A 17,026-nucleotide genomic window follows, 5' to 3' on the forward strand; every position below is an offset into this window, starting at 1 on the left:
AATTCTCGGATTCGGGGGCGGGCACGGGGGCCGTGTCAGTCGACGGCCGCGCCGGACAGTGCCCGCTGGTCGATGACGGACTGCCGGAGATGCTGCTTACGGATCTTCATCGTCGGAGTCTTCGGCATCTCCGAGACGATCACGATGTCCTCGGGGAATTTCGCCGGCGAGATACCTGCCTCCCGGCAGTACGCACGGATCTCGTCGACGTCGAGATCGGCTGTACCCTCGTGCAGTTGCAGGACAGCGCAGATGCGCTCACCCGACCGGTCGTCGGGAAGGCCGATGACGGCGACGTCCGCGACGGCGGAATGCGCCGCAAGGACCTCTTCGATCTCGGTGGGGCTGATCGATTCGCCCTTGCGGATGATCAGATCCTTCTCCCGGCCGACGAGGACCAGATGACCCTCCGCCTCGAGCCTGCCGGTGTCGCCGGTGAACATCCAGCCGTCCGAGTCGAAGGGACGGATGATCTCGCCGTCGGCGCGGTATTCCTTGAACAACATCGGGCCGCGCAGCCACACCCGGCCCACCTCGCCGATGGGCAGCACGTCGTCCTCCTCGGTGCGGATCTGCACCTCGCACCCGAGCACCGGACGACCGGAGGTGGTGGCCAGTTGCTCGATGCTGTCGCTCATCCGCGCCGAGGTGATCATCGGGCATTCGGTCATGCCGTAGGCGTGCAGGATCGGGATGCCCATCTCGGTGAGCACGTCGCGGAACAGCTTCTCCGGCATGGGCGCTCCACCGCCGGTCAGCATGCGCAGGGTCGGCACCACGCGAGCGCCCGGATTCTTCCGCTGCTCCTCGAGCAACAGTGCGTAATGTGGGGTCGAACCACCGGTGATGGTCACGCCCGCACGACGCATCAGGTCCACGGCGGCACGCGGCTCGTAGACCTCCATGAGCGTCAACGACATGCCGGTGGTCAGCGAGGCGATCAGCAGGTCGGGCCCGCCGATGTGCGCGTACGGGAAGAAGATGGTGCCGACGTCCTCGGCCGACGCACCGATCGCATCGGCGAGGGAGACGCCGCCGGCGATGAGCGTGCCGTCCGTGTGGCAGACACCCTTGGGCGCCGACGTCGTTCCGGAGGTCGTGTAGATCCAGCGCACCTCCTCACGGCCGACCGGCGCGGGAGGAAGGCCGGCCGGGTCGCCGTCGGGCAGTTCGGAGGAGACGATCAGCAGGTTCAGGCGGTCACCGCTCGCCGCACGCAGCTCCTCGGCCATGGCGCCGTGGTCGAAGCCGCGGAACTCTCCCAGGGTGATCAGCCATTCCGACTCGCACTGGGCGACCATCGCCCCGACCTCGCGTGCCCGGTAGAGCGGGATGATCGGGTTCTGGGTCACGCCGAGACGCGACAGCGCCAGGCTGAGCACGACGGTCTCGATGCGCGTGGGCAGCTGCCAGCTCACCGTGGAACCGGGTTCGATGCCGCGGGCCAGCAGACCGGCCGCGACGCGTTCGGCCACGGAGACGACCTCGGCGAAGGTCATGCGGCGATCGTGCTCGTCGATGAGGGCGACGGCGTCGCCGGTGGTCTCGGCCCGCAGGGCCAGCAGATCCCACAGGGAGACTGCGTCGTTCGGCGCGATGTCCGAGTTCACGAGTTCTCCTCCTTCGTCTTCGTCTTCGAGGTGAGCGGGCCGGGCGTCAGGAGCGGATATCCGGTGCGCAACAGGGCATTCGCGTGCCCGTGCCAGTGGATGTCGAAGGCCGACTGCAGGGCCGCCTGCTGACCCATGATGTCGAGGGTCTGGTTGACGGCACGCTTGGCGGTGGCCAGTCCCCACGGATCCATCTGCGCGATCTCCCGCGCGAGGTCCATGGTCTGCGTGTCGAGTTCGTCGAGCGGGACGACGCGGTTCACCATGCCGGCGTCGAACGCCTCGGCCGCGGTGAGCTTCCGGGCGGTGAACAGCATCTCCTTGGCGCGACGAGCACCGAGTTCCCAGGTGTGCGCGTGGTATTCGACGCCACCGACACCGAACTTCACGACGGGGTCGCTGAAATAGGTGTTGTCGGCCGCGACGATCAGGTCGCACGGCCAGATGACGTTGAGAGCCCCGGCGACGCAGGCACCCTGGACCGCTGCGATCGACGGCTTCGGCACGTCGCGCCACTTGCGGGAGAAACCGAGATAGTGCTCGGTCTCCCAGCCGTAGGCGCTCTCGAGGGTCGTCTTGCCCTCTTTGAAGTACCCCGGGGCCACGGTCTTCAGGTCGTGGCCGGCGGAGAAGTTGTCGCCGTTGGCACGCACGACGATCACCTTGACGTCGTCGTCGCGGGCGGCCTCCTGCCAGCGGGCGTCGAGGTCCTGCAACAGCGATGCGTCCTGCGCGTTGTGCTGGTCCGGACGGTTCAGGCTGATGAGGGCGACGGCGTCGTCGACGCGGTAGTCGATGTAGCTCATCGGCCGGTCCCGGTGTAGATGCGGTCGAGAGCATCGACGATGTCGGCGTCGTTGCGTGCGGCAGAACCGAAATCGAACTGCCAGCGCTTGGCGGCGTCGGTGAACAGGTGCACGTTCGATTCGATCATGTATCCGATACCGGCGTGGACCTCGTGCGCCGAGTGGACGATCTCCTGCGCGGCCTTCGCCGCCTGCTTGCGCATCAGACCGATGTGCGGCTGCGGATCGAGACCGGCGTCGAGGGCGGCGGCTGCGGACCGGGCGTGCACCGAGGTGAAGTGCGCAGCGATCGCGAGGTCGGTGCACAGGTACTGCACCGCCTGGAAGCGTCCGATCGGTCCACCGAACTGGTGCCGCTGCTGCGCGTACAGCACAGTGATGTCGAGCAGCTTCAGCCCGGCACCGTAGAGCTGTGCCGCGCGCAGCACCGCGCCGCGCTGCTCTGCGACCTCGACGGCACGGTCGGCGTCGGCGCCGCGGGCCAGCACGGCACCGTCGGCCACCGGCACCTTGTCGAAGGTCACCGCGAACATCGGGTACCCGCCCATGTTCGGCATCGCCTCGACAGCAGTCGCGGAGCTCGCCTCCACCACCGCCACAACACTTTCCGAACCGGATGCGTACACGAGGAAGCTGTCGGCGTCGCCCGCGTGGTCCACGGCCAACGCGACCCCGTCGAGCGTGCCGTTCTCGTAGGTCACCGCCGAACCCCACTCGGGGGACGGGAACACCGGGACCACCACGGCCTCGCCGTTGCCGATGCGCTTGGCGAGGCCCGTCGCCTCGTCGGTGCCGATCACCAGCGCGGTGTCGCGGGACATCGCCAGTTCGAGCAGCGGAGTGGCGGCCAGCGCCCGTCCCGCCTCGACGAAGATGCCGGCGATCGTCGCGAGCGACGGGCTGTCGGCGTCGGCGCCGGTCGGGTCACCGAGCTGCAGCCAACCGAGTTCGGCGAACTGCGCGACCTGGTCCGCGAACGGAACCGTGTTGGATCGGTCCTCGAGCGGCGAGTACCGCGCGAACACCGACTTGCTCACATCTGCGAGGGCAGCGAAGTCCTCGCCCCATGCCAATTCCATCTTCAGCTCCTATCGGGGCAGGCCGAGGCCCCGCGTCGCGAGCACCATCCGCTTGAGTTGGGACGTTCCGCCGGCGTGGTTGGCGAAGGACTGCCGGTACCACGCCTCGGGCTTTCCGTTGAGGGGGGCGTACGACGATCCCGACCGCAGCTGGCTGGTCGGGCCGAGCACCCGGTCGTAGATCTGCGCGAACACCGGTTCGTACTCCTTGGCGGCGACCTGCTGGACGCCACCGCCCCACGGGGTCTGGCGGCCGTGGGTGTTGTCGCCGATGATCTCGTAGGCGAGCAGACGCTGGGTCTGGACGATGCCGGCGAGTTCGGCCAGGTCGGCCTTCACGTGCGGGTCGTCGAGCTTGCCGGGGATCGCCTTGCAGTACTCGAGCAGGTCGCGCAGCCGCGCTTCCTGCATCGCGTAGATCGGTTCGACCGTCCCCGATGCGTAGAAGGCACGCATGATGTACTGCCAGCCCTTGCCCTCCTCACCGATCAGCGAGGACGCCGGCACGCGGATATGGTCGAGGAAGGTGCTGGACTGGACGCCGCCGCCGTAGTTGCGCATCGGGTGCAGGGTGACGCCGGGGCTGTTCAGGTCGACGACGAAGATGCTGACGCCGGCGCTCAGACTCGCCTCGGGGTCGGTGCGGGCGGCCACGTACAGCACGTCCGACATCGGCCCCCAGGAGGTGAATGCCTTCTCGCCGGTGATGACCCAGTCGTCACCGTCCTTGACGGCCTTGGTCCGCAGGGAGCCGAGGTCGGAACCGGCACCGGGTTCGGTCAGGCCCTCGGCCCAGAGGGTGCGCATGTTCGCGATGTCGGGCAGCAGCCGCTTCTTCTGTTCCTCGGTGCCACCCACCAGGATGGTGCCGGCGGCAAGGAAGATGCCGACGGAGTTGATCAGAGGCGCGTCGGCCGCGTACAGCTCCTCGAGGAAGATCTGATTGAAGATCGGGGTCAACCCCTTGCCGCCGTACTCCTTCGGCCAGGTCAGGCCGATCCATCCCTTGGCGGCGATCTTCTTGCTGAATTCGACGGCGATGGACCATTGTTCGGGCGCGTCGTCGAACTCGGGGTTGAAGGCGTGTTCCTTCGGCAGCTCGGCGTCGAGGAACTCCCGGATCTCGGCGCGCCAGGCCTCGTGCTCTTCTGTCAGGGTCGGTCTCATGAGGCGTTTCCTGCCTGGAATTCGTCGGTACCCGCGGTCTGCTCGGCGGCACCGCTGCCGAGATGACCTTCGGGGTAGAAGCGGCGGGCCCACTGACGGATGTCGCGGAAGCCCGCAGCCTCGGCGGTCGCGAGACCCGGGGGCTCGGTGTAGCGCTGGTGCTCCCAGATGGCGATGTCGGCCTTCAGCTGTCCGACGGCGTTCCGCTGTCGCTTGGCCACTCGGGCCTCGTCCTCGCCGTCCTCCTTGCTCGCCCACGCGGAGAACCACACGATCGAGCGCTCGTCGTCGACGGGAGTGACCGCGGTCAGCGAGCAGATGGAGCCGACGCCGTCGGCATGGGAGAAACCGAGCCCGAGGCCGAGGAGCGAAGCGCGGGTACGGCCTTCGACGAGTTCGTACGAACCGTCGGCGCTGCGGCGCTTGAAGTTCAGGGCCAGTTCGGTCTTGAAGTCGGTGTCGCCGAACTCGCGGTGGACGACGGTCGGGATTTCGTCGGCGCGGTGGACGTACTTGAAGTGCGCGAAGTCGACACCGTTCTCGGCGGCGTACTGCGGGTGGATCGGCAGTTCGTCGCTCCGGAAGCGGCCGGCCTCCCCGAGTTCGTGGTAGTCGTCCGCCGTACCGCAGCTGGGGAACAGGTCGAAGATGCTGGGAACGTCGTACTGCGGGTCGCGGCCCTCGGCGTCGTGCCAGAGGTACATGATTCCGTCGCGCTCGGCGGTGGACCAGGTACCGATCCTGCGGACCCGGTTCGTGGCCTTCTGGTACGGGATGCAGGTGTTGCGGCCTTCCGGGCTCCACTGCCATCCGTGGAAGGGGCATCGGATGTCGTCGCCGGCCACCGTGCCACCGTGGCCCATGTGGGCGCCGAGGTGCTCGCAGTACGCGTTGAGAACCACCAGGTGGCCGCTCTCGGTGCGGTAGGCGACGAGGTCCTGGCCGAAGTACCGCAGCGGCTTGACGTCGCCGACCTCGATGTCGGTGGACCAACCGATCTGGAACCACCCCGTCGGCTTCATCGATAAGGCCATGGGTGACACTTCATCCTCCTGAAATGTTGCAACAGAAGCTCTTTCGGCACCTGCGCAGAAGACTTTCCACGACGAGGGTGTTCACGGATCGCAATGGACGGACATACGTGGGCACACTTGCCCACCCGGCGTCCGGGCACATTTCCTTTGCTCGATCGCCGAGGTCACTGCAACCCCGTGTCGTGACTGGCATCACTGTAGCCATTGGCTACGATTGCGTCAACAAGTCGGGAATTTCTCGTTGTTTCGCCAGCTGGAGGAGGTGTCGACGCCATGCTTGACGACCGGACCCGCCGGCCATAGCATCACCGACATCGATACAGGTGCCACTGCGGTGGCCCCGGATTTCCCACCACCCCTTCGTTTCCCACCCGTATCCCGCTGCGCTTCCGCGTACCGCCCCGGATGGGTTCCATCGACAGCGAGGTCGAGAATTGAAAGCGATCGTCTTCGACGGCACCGTCAACAAGCTGGTCGACGGTGTCACCGTCCGCGACCCCGGCCCCGGTGAAGTCCGGGTCCGCATCGTCGCGAGCGGCCTGTGCCAGAGCGACCTGAGCGTCGTCAACGGCAAGATCCCCTTCCCCACGCCCGTCATCCTCGGACACGAGGGCGCCGGCATCGTCGAGGCCGTCGGGCCGGGCGTGAGCACGCCCGCCGTCGGCGACCACGTTGTGCTGTCGACGCTGGCGACCTGCGGTCAGTGCACCGCATGCACCTCCGGACGTCCGACGATGTGCCGCGCCTCGTTCGGCAATCGAGAGACCCCCTTCGAACTCGACGGCACCCCGATCCACAACTACGCAGCCCTGTCGACCTTCACCGAGCGCATCGTCGTCAAGGCCGGGCAGGCAGTGCCGATCTCGAAGGAGGTTCCGCTGTCGACGGCGTGCCTCATCGGTTGCGCGGTGCTCACCGGCGCCGGAGCGGTGTTCAACCGTGCCCGTGTCGCTCCCGGCGACTCGGTGGTCGTCATCGGCGCCGGTGGCATCGGCCTCAACGTCATCCAGGCCGCCCGCATCGCCGGGGCCACGACGATCGTCGCCATCGACACGAACCCCGACAAGGAGGCGAAGACCAGCCTGTTCGGCGCGACCCACTTCGTCGACGCGACCGCCGGCGACACCGTCGCCGCGATCCGGGAGCTCACCGACGGCGGTGCCGCCCACGTCTTCGACTGCGTCGGCGGGGAGGCCATCACCAGCCAGGCGATGGAGATGCTCGACTGGGGCGGGCAGCTGATCATGCTCGGTGTCGCCGGACCCGAGGCCAAGCTGTCGGTCCCGGCCACCACCTTCTACATGGACCGCTCGGTGCTGGGATGCCGCTACGGTTCCTCACGCCCGGGCGCGCACATTCCGAAGTACGTGGAGATGTACCGGTCCGGCCGACTCCTCCTCGACGAGCTCGTCACCAAGACCTACGAGCTGGAGAACTTCGAATCCCTCGTGGACGACGCCCGCGCCGGGAAGCTCGACCGCGGCGTGCTGCTGATGCCGTCCTGATACGCCCTACAACGAGAACAGGCGGAAGACCTCACGGGTCTTCCGCCTGTTCCGGTTCACGTCGATGTGCGGAGCGTCCTACCTGTTGGGCCGGGAGGCATAGACGAGCAGTTTCAGCAGCTCGGTGACTTCCTGCCGGACATCTTCGCTACTGCGCCAGGGGCTGTCTGCGAGTTCGGTGAGATACGGCTCGTACACCTCCCACGCCGACGCGACGAGACCTATCAGAGCCGCCACCACACTCGAATCGAACTCGGAACGCAACTCCGGCTCGACCGGGTTCTTCCACAAGGCGTCGATGTGTGCGCGGTAACCACCCGAGCGCGCCTCTCCGATCAATCGATCCGGGGCGATTCCTTCGAAGATCGACCACATCAGCATGCGACCGAACTGACCCGAGTCGAGGTCGGCACCGAAGGAGTTGTCGATGGCGGCGTAGGCGTCCTTCTCCTCCGACAGACGCGTGCCACCGTAACTGACCAGCAGCTCCATCACCGCCATCAACAAGTTTTCCTTGGTGCGGTAGAAGCGGTGGATCAATCCGTACGACACGTCGGCCGCGGCCGCGACCTCCCGGAGCGTCACCTTCGCAGGGCCCTTGCGCGCGAAGAGGTCCGCGGCGGCGAGAAGGATGGACTCCTGTGCTCCGGACGCCCCCGGACGGGTGGGCCTCCACTCGGCAACCTTCTTCTCCACGATCTCCGGGTCGGGCTCGGCCTGCAGTGCAGGATGTTCCTCGATCGAGTCGGTCGTGCAGGTGCCGGCCAACCGCAGCGCGTCGTCCTTCGTCTCGGGATCCAGCAGCAGTTCCACGGGCGTCCGATCGAATCCGTCGACCTTCGTGATCGCCCACAGAGCGATGGCAGCAGGTTCGATGTCCTCGTCGAAAGCCGCGAGGAACTCGGGGACCTCGGGATGGATCGTGTGGGTCTCGGTGTCGAACTGCCACACCGGAAAGAGCGTCACCCCGTCGCCTGCGTACCCGAGCATCTTCCGGCTCCGGACACGCTTGTTGATCGCCTGACGACTGATACCCAGGAAGCTCGCCACCTGTGGCGTGGTCCAGACGTCGTCGGCGAAGGCGGCGGTCTCGCTGAGGTGCTCCATATGCCGCAGACCCTATCATGATCGGCGACAGCGGGATTCGCGTGACGAATCCGCTCGCCGGTGCAGACGGCGACCGATCGGTGTTCCGATGTCGCACCCCATCTTTGCGAATTTCCGACGCCCTGTCATCCCGCTCGATGGAACAACACGCCGACACATATTGACGCTGGCGTAGCCAATGGCTACTGTGACCACAGTCACTGGATCGGCGGCGGCTCGGCGCGACCGCGTCACCACCACATTCATGTCGGGATCCCGACCCACATCGAATGCGAATCGGAGACACATACGCCTCCGCTCGTCGAGGAGGCCGCGACGTCTGCGCAGTCCGCTCACGAGACGCCGCCTGCACCGAGTCGGAGCCGAACTTTCCCGGTGAGCACACCGGAGGACACAACCGAACAGGATCGATATGAACTCACCCGAGATCGCGCCGTCACCGAGTCTGGCCCGCAGGGCGTCGCTCGCAGGCTTCTTCGGAACTGCCGTCGAGGCCTACGACTTCATGGTCTTCACCTTCCTCATCGCCTACCTGTCGCCTCTGTTCTTTCCCAGCGACAACCCCGCGGCCGGAGTCCTGAGTTCCCTCGCGGTTCTCGGCACCGGATTCCTCGCACGCCCCATCGGCGGCATCGTCTTCGGTCGGATCGGTGACCGGTACGGCCGCCGCTTCGCCCTGATCGTCACGATCTCCGGCATGGGCGGGGCAACCGTTCTCATGGGTCTGTTGCCGACGCACGCCACCGTCGGAATCATGGCCCCGGTCCTCCTCGTACTCACTCGCATGCTGCAGGGCTTCTTCGCCGGCGGCGAGCAAATGGGTTCGGCCACCTTCGTCGCCGAGCACGCCTCCGCCAAGAACTACGGCATCCTGAGCGCGATGACCCCGGTGGGCTTCGCATTCGGTAGCGCCCTCGCTCCCCTGGCCGTCGCACTCACCACCACTCTGACGTCCGAGGAGACGATGGCGAACTGGGGCTGGCGGATTCCGCTCATGATGTCGCTGCCGTTGATGCTGTACGTGCTGTATCTGCGCAAGCGTCTGGAGGAATCACCCGATTTCCAGGAACTCGCCGGTGCGCACCAGGTCCAGTCCTCCCCCGTGCGTTCGGTCGTCACGCGGTACCCCGCGACCCTGCTCCGGGTGATCGCACTCAGCACCTCGGTCCTCGCGATCGGATACGTGGTTCCGGCGTACATGCCGTTGTTCCTGCAGCAGCAGGTCGGCATGGCCCCGGGCGTCACCGCCTGGATCGCCACCGCCGGATCGACCTTCGCCGTCCTCGTCGGTTTCGGTGCCGGCTTCCTGATCGACAGGGCCGGCCGCCGGAACACCATGGTCATCGGCCTGGGCATCATCCTGGTCTCGATGTTCCCGATCATGTACTTCATGAAGGCCACCGGCGGAAACCTGATCGTCACCGCCGGCGGTCACATGCTTCTCGTCGGCCTGGCCGGAGCATCCGCCGTCCCCGTCTACGCGACACTCACGTCGGCATTCCCCGCCGCGATCCGCTACACGGGCGCTGCCATCGGATTCGGTCTCGGCTCGGCGATCGGTGGAGGGCTCGGTCCTTATCTCGCAGGGAAGTTCACCGCGATCACGGGGAATCCCTACGCCGCCTCCGGCGTCGTCGGCGCTGCAGCCCTCCTGGGCATCGTGGTGATCGCCACCATGCCGAACAGCAACAGCAGCGCTGCACCCGAAGCCTCGCTCATCACGGGTGACACCGAATCCGTCGACGCGGATCCGGTCGAGGAGCCTTCACCGGCTCCGAAATTGGTCTGACACGTACCGATCGTGGCCCCGATGCACCCGTACGCATCGGGGCCACGCCCATGACTCCACGGCCCCGAGGCCGCCTCTTCTCTCGATCGGAGTACCCATGCCCCAGGATTCCGCACCGTCGCACGGCCCCGCCGACAGCGACCGGATCATCGACTACCGCAGCCGATTCGACCTCTCACAACGCCGCTACCTCGTGCTCGGCGGCGGGCAGGGAATGGGACGGCAGGTCTCCCACGCCCTCGCCCAGCTCGGTGCCGCGGTGATCGTCGTCGATGTGGACCGGGACCGCGCCGACGCGGTGTGCGCCGAGATCGGTTCCCGAGCTACATCGGAGCAGGTCGATGCCACCGACAACTCCGATATGGCCGCGTTGGCCGAGCGAGTGGGTGAGCTCGACGGCGTGGTCGACGTCATCGGCATGGCGCGTTACGGCCCCCTGCTCGACATCAGCGACGACGACTGGCGCTGGGAGGAGTCCATCGTCCTGCGTCACGCGGTACTCGCACTGCGGCATTTCGGTCGTCGGCTGCGCGACCGCGGCGAAGGGTCCGTCACGTTCGTCTCGTCGGTCTCCGGTCTCGGCAGTTCTCCGGTGCACGCCGCCTACGGCGTCTACAAGGCAGCGCTCGGCTCACTGGTCAGGTCCGCGTCGATCGAACTGGGGCAGTACGGTGTTCGCGTCAATGCCGTGGCTCCCGGATTCGTCGTCACACCGCGGATCTCGGCAGTGCTCGACCCCGACGCACTCGAGAACACCCGCACCCAGATTCCGCTCCAGCGGTTGACGCTGCCGGCCGACATCGCGAGCGCCCTGGCCTTCCTCGTGAGCGACCTCGCCCGGACGATCACCGGCCAGGTGATGATCGTGGACGGCGGAGCCACCAACAAATACCCGTACGACATGTCGGGTTTCTGAGTCGATGCCAGCCCGGTCCGGACAACATCGCAATTGTCGGTTGACGATGAAGTAGCCAATGGCTACAGTTCTCTCAGCCGCAGTGACCGCAGTCACGTCACACAGTTCCGGTCGCAGTCGACCGGAGCACTCGTTCCCAGTACACAAGGAGGGGAATCGATGTCCTACGCCGTCGATCCCGAATACCGGCCGATGATGGGATTCCTCCCCGAACTCGACGTCGCCGACGCCGAGAAGGCGCGCGCAGTCATCCGGTCGATGAGGACCGAAGATCCGATGACGGCCGTACCCGCAGGCGTCGCAGTGCACCACCGGACCGCGCCCGCAACCGACGGGTCCGACATCGGCCTCGTCGTGTTCGAACCGGAAGATCGCACCGCGCAACCACTCCCGTGCGTCGTCTACTTCCACGGCGGCGGGTTCGTCTTCGGCGACGCCGCAACCGACGTCCGGGTTCCGTCGGCCCTGGCCGCGAGCCTGGACGCGGTGGTGGTCTCCGTCAACTACCGACTCGCTCCGGAACATCCCTTCCCCGCACCGTTCGACGACGCCTTCGACGCCCTGACCTGGGTCGCCGGCGACAACGATCTGGAGATCGACCCGACCCGGATCGTCCTCGCCGGAATCAGCGCCGGCGCCGGACTCGCCGCGGCGGTCGCGCTCAAGGCCCGCGATACCGACGGTCCCGCGGTGATCTTCCATGCGCTGGACTCCCCCGTCCTCGACGACCGCCTGCTGACGACCTCTGCCACCGAGTACATCGATTCCCCGTTGTGGAACCGGCAGAACGGAATCGACAGCTGGCACCACTACCTGGGAGCCGACGCCGACCGGACCGCCACCTCGGCATACGCTGCCCCCGCACGAGCCACCGACCTCAGCGGGTTGCCCCCGGCGTACATCGCGGTCACCTCCTTCGATCCGCTCCGCGACGAGGGGATCGACTACGCCCAGCGGTTGACGCAGGCAGGCGTGGCCACCGAACTGCACCTCTACCCCGGAACCTTCCACGGATCGTCCGGAGTGTTCCCCCAGGCCGCGATCTCCCAGCGGATCGACGCCGACTACACCGCCGCCATCCGGCGAGCACTGACCAGCTGAACCACGAACATCCCGGAATCGGAGAATCATGCCGCACCGCTTCGAAGGAAAGGTCGCGATCGTCACCGGTGGCGCACGCGGACAGGGCGAACGGATCGTCCGGACACTCGCGCGCGAAGGTTGCTCGGTCGTGATCGGCGACGTCCTCGACGACCTGGCGAAGACCGTCGCCGACGACCTCGGAGACGTCGTCGTCCACACCCACCTCGACGTGACCTCCCCGGAGGACTGGGCTGCCACTGTCGCCCTGGCGACCTCGACCTTCGGCGGCCTCGACGTCCTCGTCAACAACGCGGCGATCTACCGCAAGCAACTCCTCGAGGACGAGACCGTCGCCGACCTCGACAAGGTCCTCGCCGTCAACCTGCGCGGACCGTTCCTCGGCATCCAGGCCGTCGCCCCCGCTATGCGCGCTCGCGGTGGCGGTTCGATCGTGAACGTCTCGTCGCTCGCCGGAACGACGTCCTATGCCGGGCACGGCTCGTACAGCATGTCGAAGTGGGCGCTGCGCGGACTGACACGGACCGCAGCGATCGAGCTCGAACCGTCGAAGATCCGGGTGAATGCGGTGCTGCCCGGCAACCTCCGCACCGACATGTCGCCGACCACCGGCTCCCCCGAGGCCCCCACCGGTCTCAAGCGCCAGGCCGACCCGCAGGAGACCGCCAACGTTGTGGTCTTCCTCGCCTCGGACGACGCGTCCTTCGTCAACGGCACCGACATCGTCGCGGACGGCGGCTCCCTGCTCGGGTAGCAGTCCCCACCCCCGAATTCCTCAGCAGGCCGCCTCGCGCCGCTGAAGCAGATCCGATCCTTGGAGGAACATGTCCACCTCGACCCCGGAAGCCGGCCGTACCGCCGAACGCTTCGACGTCGTCGTCATCGGCGCGGGCTTCAGCGGAATGTATGCGCTTCACCGTCTCCGTCAGCAGGGCCGTCGGGTCGTGTGCCTGGAGGCAGGCGACGGCGTGGGCGGCACCTGGTACTGGAACCGTTACCCCGGCGCCCGCGTGGACATCGAGTCCATGCAGTACTCGTACTCCTTCGACGACGATCTTCAGCAGGAATGGTCGTGGTCCGAGCACTTCTCGCCGCAACCGGACCTCGAGGCATACGCGAACCACGTCGCCGATCGCTTCGGCCTGCGCGAGGACATCCGCTTCGAGACCCGCGTCGACGAACTGACCTTCGACGAGTCGGCGGACGAATGGCAGGTCGGTACCGCCTCCGGCGACCGCTTCGTCGCCCGGCACGTGATCGCGGCGACCGGCAGCCTCGACGTCTCGAACGTCCCGGACTGGCCCGGGTTGGATCGCTTCCGCGGCGAGGCGTACCACACCTCGCGGTGGCCCAAGGAGGGCGTCGACCTCGCCGGCAAGCGCGTCGGTCTGATCGGTACCGGTTCCACGGGCATCCAGATCACCCCCGAGGTCGCTGCGGTCGCCGAGCACCTCACGGTCTTCCAGCGGACCCCGAACTTCAGCCTTCCCTCGCGCAACCGGAAACTGGATGCGGAATACCAGCAGGAGTGGAAGGCCAACTATCCCGAGCGGCGCAAGCAGATCCTCGGCACCCACGGCGCGGTGCTCATGAGCAATGTCGCCGAGCAGCGTTCGATCTTCGACTACACCGAAGAAGAGCGCGAAGAGGTCATGGAGCGGGCGTGGAACGCCCGGAACGGACTCGAGTTCATCCGGACGTTCACCGATACCTCCAGCGATCCGAAGGCGAACGAGATCCTCGCCGAGTTCGTGCGCAACAAGATCCGGTCCATGGTCCACGATCCGGAGACCGCAGAACTCCTGTGCCCGAAGACCTACCCGATCGGCGGCAAGCGGATCTGCATCGACTCCGGCTACTACGAGACCTTCAACCGCGACAACGTGAGCCTGGTCGACGTTCGGGCCCATCCCATCGAGGAGGTCACCGAGTCGGGCCTTCGCACCAGTGAGTCCGAATACGACCTCGACGTGATCATCTTCGCCACCGGCTTCGACGCGATGACCGGTTCGATGTTGAGGATGAATGTGACCGGCGTCGACGGAGCGCGGCTCGCCGATCACTGGGCCGACGGACCGAGGACCGTCTTCGGGCTGATGACGGCCGGTTTCCCGAACCTGTTCATGGTGCACGGCCCCGGCAGCCCGTCCGTCCTGGCGCAGATGATCACCACGGGTGAGTGGCAGGTCGACTGGATCCTGCGGACCATCGATCATCTCGAGGAGAACGAGATCTCCCGCTTCGGCGCCACCACCGCGCAGGAGAGCGAATGGGCGGCCGAAGTCGACACCGCTGCCTCACGCACGATGCATTCCCGCACCGACTCCTGGTACACGGGTGCGAACATCCCCGGCAAGCCGCGGGTCCTGCTGATGTACGTCGGTGGTTTCCAACGCTATTCCGACTGGTGCACCCGCGCCGCGGACGAGGGGTACACGGGGTTCGAGAAGAAGCAGCGCGTACCCCTGTCCTGAGTCCGGTTTCCGGATCACACAGTCGAATTCACGAGAACAACGTAGTCAACGGAGAGCGCAGGCGACCGAGAGTGAGCACCTTGCAGACCGTCGGTGTCGGATACGAACTGACCGTCATCGACGTCATCGAAGAGACCCCGGATTCGAAGTCGATCGTCCTGCGCACGCCGGAGAACTCCCGTGAACTGTTCGCGTACCGGCCCGGCCAGTTCCTGACCGTCCGGATACCGAGCGACCGCACCGGACATGTCGCCAGGTCGTATTCGCTGTCGAGCGCTCCTGGCATCGACGACGAGTTGAAGGTCACCGTCAAACGCACCGCCGGCGGATACGGTTCGAACTGGTTGTGCGACAACGTCGAACCGGGCAGTTCCCTCACCGTCCTGCCGCCCTCGGGCCGCTTCACGCCGGCGGATTTCACGAGCGATTTCCTGCTGTTCGCGGCAGGGAGCGGCATCACGCCGATCATCTCGATCCTGAAGACGGTCCTGCTCCGGTCCGACCGGTCGGTCGTTCTCTTCTACGCCAATCGCGACCGCAACTCGGTGATCTTCCACCGCGAACTCGAGGACTACGCCGCGAAGTTCGACGACCGTCTGACGATCCACTACTGGTTCGACGACGTGCACGGCATCCCTTCACGTGAGAGGTTCGCGGCACTGGCGGCGGAGCACACCTCACACGAGGTGTTCGTCTGTGGCCCCGCGCCGTTCATGGACGGCGTCGCCGAAGGGGTGCGAGCGGCAGATGTTCCCGCTGAGCGTTTCCATCAGGAAGTGTTCGTCTCGCTTTCGGGCGACCCCTTCGAAGCACCCGCGCCGCTCGTCGACGACGATCCCGCTTCTGCGGTGGAGACAGTCGTGCATCTGGACGGCGAGTCGCATCGGTTCGGGTGGCCGAGCGGCAACACCCTCGTCGACGTGTTGCTCGACCGCGGTGTCGACGTGCCGTTCTCCTGCCGATCGGGTGAGTGCGGATCCTGTGCGTGCACAGTGGTTTCGGGGAAGGTCGTGATGGAGAAGTCGGACATCCTCGATCCGTCCGATATTGCCGAGGGGTACATCCTCGGATGCCAGGCACGTCCCGACTCGGGTCCGATCGAGATCGAGTTCTGACCCCGCTCGCTCGACGGGCCGGATGTGTTGACGCTGTCGCAGCCAAAGGCTACAGTGATCCCCATCACGGCTCGTCCGAGTGAGATCTGTTCCATACCAATACTTTCCGTCGTGTATCGATCTCCGGACACCACGGTCCGGTCGAGTTCCGCGCCGCGGCCGTGAACAAGAGTCGTAGACCTCCTCCAGAAAAGAGACAGCGTTGACTCGGTTGTTCGACACCCATCTGCTCGGCGCACTCGTCCTCGACAATCGTCTCGTGATGGCGCCCATGACACGGGCACGGTGCGTCGACGCCATCCCGACCGCGGAGACGGCGGAGTACTACCGCCAGCGGGCGACCGCCGGACTGATCGTCACCGAAGGCACACCTATCTCCCCGGAAGCGCAAGGCTACGTGTACGTCCCGGGAATCTGGTCGCCGGCGCAGGTCGCCGGGTGGCGCACGGTCACCGACGCCGTCCACAGCGAGGGCGGGCGGATCTTCGCCCAGCTCTGGCACGTCGGCCGGTTGTCGCACGCTTCCCTCCAGCCGGAAGGCGGACAACCCGTCAGCGCAGGCGCCGTGTCCGCTCCGGAGAGCAAGATCTTCGCGCTCGCCGACGACGGGAACGTCGGCTTCGTCGACGTCGGCGATCCCCGCCCGCTGAGCACCGACGAAGTCGGCCGCGTGATCGACGACTTCGCCGGTGCAGCAACCAATGCCGAGGTGGCCGGCTTCGACGGTGTCGAGTTGCACGGAGCCAACGGCTACCTGTTCGAACAGTTCCTCAACCCCGCGACCAACACCCGATCCGACCGGTACGGCGGCTCCTACACCGATCGTGCCCGGTTCCTGCTCGAGACGGTCGACGCCGTGATCGACGTACTCGGCTCCGTCCGCGTCGGGATCCGGCTCTCCCCGTTCAGTGAACTGTTCGACATGCCCGCCTATCCCGAGGCCGCAGAGACCTATCTGTACCTGGCCTCGGAACTGTCGCGCCGCAACCTCGCGTACATCCACCTCATCGACCAGCGGCCTGCCGGCGGTCGACTTCTCGACACCGACTTCCTCGCGGCCTTCCGTGCCCGGTTCCGGGGAACGATCATCCTCGCCGGCGGAATGACGCAGGAGTACGCCGACGAACTGTTCGAGCGGGACCTGATCGACCTCGCCGCCTTCGGGCAACCGTTCATCGCGAACCCCGACCTCGTCGCACGCCTGCAGAACGGGTGGCCGCTGACGGCACCGGACCCGAACACCTACTACGGCGGCGGCGCCGAGGGCTACCTCGACTATCCGCGATTCACCTCGGCGACCGTGTGACCCGACAGATACGCCAC

14 protein-coding genes are annotated in these 17,026 nt (G+C 66.5%); 8 read left to right on the forward strand and 6 right to left on the reverse strand.

The features are described from left to right. Positions 1-35: 35 nt before the first annotated feature. From U9J23_RS22500 to U9J23_RS22520, 5 genes are read right to left on the reverse strand one after another with little or no spacing between them, the layout of a single operon-like run. Positions 36-1,610: a class I adenylate-forming enzyme family protein gene (locus U9J23_RS22500; RefSeq protein ID WP_218775636.1), complete on the reverse strand. Its 1,575-nt coding sequence runs from the start codon at positions 1,608-1,610 to the stop codon at positions 36-38. Next, positions 1,607-2,416: an enoyl-CoA hydratase gene (locus U9J23_RS22505; protein WP_085470392.1), complete on the reverse strand. Its 810-nt coding sequence runs from the start codon at positions 2,414-2,416 to the stop codon at positions 1,607-1,609. The genes U9J23_RS22500 and U9J23_RS22505 overlap by 4 nt, the downstream gene beginning before the upstream one ends. After that, a complete protein-coding gene (locus U9J23_RS22510; RefSeq protein ID WP_085470393.1) occupies positions 2,413-3,495 on the reverse strand; it encodes an acyl-CoA dehydrogenase family protein in 1,083 nt (360 codons plus the stop codon). Before U9J23_RS22510 ends, U9J23_RS22505 begins: the two co-directional genes overlap by 4 nt. A 9-nt stretch (positions 3,496-3,504) precedes the next feature. Beyond that, positions 3,505-4,662: an acyl-CoA dehydrogenase family protein gene (locus tag U9J23_RS22515; protein WP_272265892.1), complete on the reverse strand. Its 1,158-nt coding sequence runs from the start codon at positions 4,660-4,662 to the stop codon at positions 3,505-3,507. Next, a complete protein-coding gene (locus U9J23_RS22520; RefSeq protein WP_272265894.1) occupies positions 4,659-5,696 on the reverse strand; it encodes a Rieske 2Fe-2S domain-containing protein in 1,038 nt (345 codons plus the stop codon). Before U9J23_RS22520 ends, U9J23_RS22515 begins: the two co-directional genes overlap by 4 nt. Positions 5,697-6,130: 434 nt before the next feature. On the opposite strand from U9J23_RS22520, the gene U9J23_RS22525 reads away from it, so the two are divergent. Continuing rightward, positions 6,131-7,201 (forward strand): Zn-dependent alcohol dehydrogenase, encoded by a 1,071-nt coding sequence (locus tag U9J23_RS22525; RefSeq protein WP_272265896.1) that lies wholly within the window; start codon positions 6,131-6,133, stop codon positions 7,199-7,201. A gap of 78 nt (positions 7,202-7,279) precedes the next feature. Here U9J23_RS22525 and U9J23_RS22530 read toward each other — a convergent pair whose 3' ends face one another. Continuing rightward, a complete protein-coding gene (locus tag U9J23_RS22530; RefSeq protein ID WP_272265898.1) occupies positions 7,280-8,308 on the reverse strand; it encodes a TetR/AcrR family transcriptional regulator in 1,029 nt (342 codons plus the stop codon). Between the two features lie 412 nt (positions 8,309-8,720). On the opposite strand from U9J23_RS22530, the gene U9J23_RS22535 reads away from it, so the two are divergent. The 7 genes from U9J23_RS22535 to U9J23_RS22565 all read left to right on the forward strand — a co-directional run bounded on the left by U9J23_RS22535 (position 8,721) and on the right by U9J23_RS22565 (position 17,009). Continuing rightward, the gene (locus U9J23_RS22535; protein WP_145709754.1) at positions 8,721-10,097 is read left to right on the forward strand and encodes an MFS transporter; all 1,377 of its coding nucleotides are present in this window, start codon (positions 8,721-8,723) and stop codon (positions 10,095-10,097) included. Between the two features lie 97 nt (positions 10,098-10,194). Further along, a complete protein-coding gene (locus tag U9J23_RS22540; RefSeq protein ID WP_145709755.1) occupies positions 10,195-11,013 on the forward strand; it encodes an SDR family NAD(P)-dependent oxidoreductase in 819 nt (272 codons plus the stop codon). 159 nt (positions 11,014-11,172) lie between these two features. Then, positions 11,173-12,114 (forward strand): alpha/beta hydrolase, encoded by a 942-nt coding sequence (locus tag U9J23_RS22545; RefSeq protein ID WP_272265901.1) that lies wholly within the window; start codon positions 11,173-11,175, stop codon positions 12,112-12,114. A 28-nt stretch (positions 12,115-12,142) separates the two neighbouring features. Continuing rightward, entirely contained in the window at positions 12,143-12,868 is a 726-nt protein-coding gene (locus tag U9J23_RS22550; protein ID WP_272265902.1) for an SDR family NAD(P)-dependent oxidoreductase, read from the forward strand. A 70-nt stretch (positions 12,869-12,938) separates the two neighbouring features. Further along, positions 12,939-14,588, forward strand: a complete 1,650-nt coding sequence (locus U9J23_RS22555) for a flavin-containing monooxygenase (protein WP_272265903.1) — start codon at positions 12,939-12,941, stop codon at positions 14,586-14,588. Between the two features lie 71 nt (positions 14,589-14,659). After that, a complete protein-coding gene (locus tag U9J23_RS22560) occupies positions 14,660-15,703 on the forward strand; it encodes a ferredoxin--NADP reductase (protein WP_272265904.1) in 1,044 nt (347 codons plus the stop codon). A gap of 202 nt (positions 15,704-15,905) precedes the next feature. After that, a complete protein-coding gene (locus U9J23_RS22565; RefSeq protein WP_272265905.1) occupies positions 15,906-17,009 on the forward strand; it encodes an alkene reductase in 1,104 nt (367 codons plus the stop codon). Positions 17,010-17,026: the final 17 nt, after the last annotated feature.

Origin of the sequence: Rhodococcus sp. PD04 (assembly GCF_035918275.1) — a bacterium.
In the GTDB taxonomy this organism is placed as follows: domain Bacteria; phylum Actinomycetota; class Actinomycetes; order Mycobacteriales; family Mycobacteriaceae; genus Rhodococcus; species Rhodococcus rhodochrous.

Coding starts and splice junctions, on each gene's coding strand:
- U9J23_RS22530 (WP_272265898.1), bottom strand. CDS start 8,308: ATGGAGCACCTCAGCGAGACCGCCGCCTTCGCCGACGACGTCTGGACC.
- U9J23_RS22550 (WP_272265902.1), top strand. CDS start 12,143: ATGCCGCACCGCTTCGAAGGAAAGGTCGCGATCGTCACCGGTGGCGCA.
- U9J23_RS22515 (WP_272265892.1), bottom strand. CDS start 4,662: ATGAGACCGACCCTGACAGAAGAGCACGAGGCCTGGCGCGCCGAGATC.
- U9J23_RS22535 (WP_145709754.1), top strand. CDS start 8,721: ATGAACTCACCCGAGATCGCGCCGTCACCGAGTCTGGCCCGCAGGGCG.
- U9J23_RS22520 (WP_272265894.1), bottom strand. CDS start 5,696: ATGGCCTTATCGATGAAGCCGACGGGGTGGTTCCAGATCGGTTGGTCC.
- U9J23_RS22545 (WP_272265901.1), top strand. CDS start 11,173: ATGTCCTACGCCGTCGATCCCGAATACCGGCCGATGATGGGATTCCTC.
- U9J23_RS22505 (WP_085470392.1), bottom strand. CDS start 2,416: ATGAGCTACATCGACTACCGCGTCGACGACGCCGTCGCCCTCATCAGC.
- U9J23_RS22540 (WP_145709755.1), top strand. CDS start 10,195: ATGCCCCAGGATTCCGCACCGTCGCACGGCCCCGCCGACAGCGACCGG.
- U9J23_RS22555 (WP_272265903.1), top strand. CDS start 12,939: ATGTCCACCTCGACCCCGGAAGCCGGCCGTACCGCCGAACGCTTCGAC.
- U9J23_RS22510 (WP_085470393.1), bottom strand. CDS start 3,495: ATGGAATTGGCATGGGGCGAGGACTTCGCTGCCCTCGCAGATGTGAGC.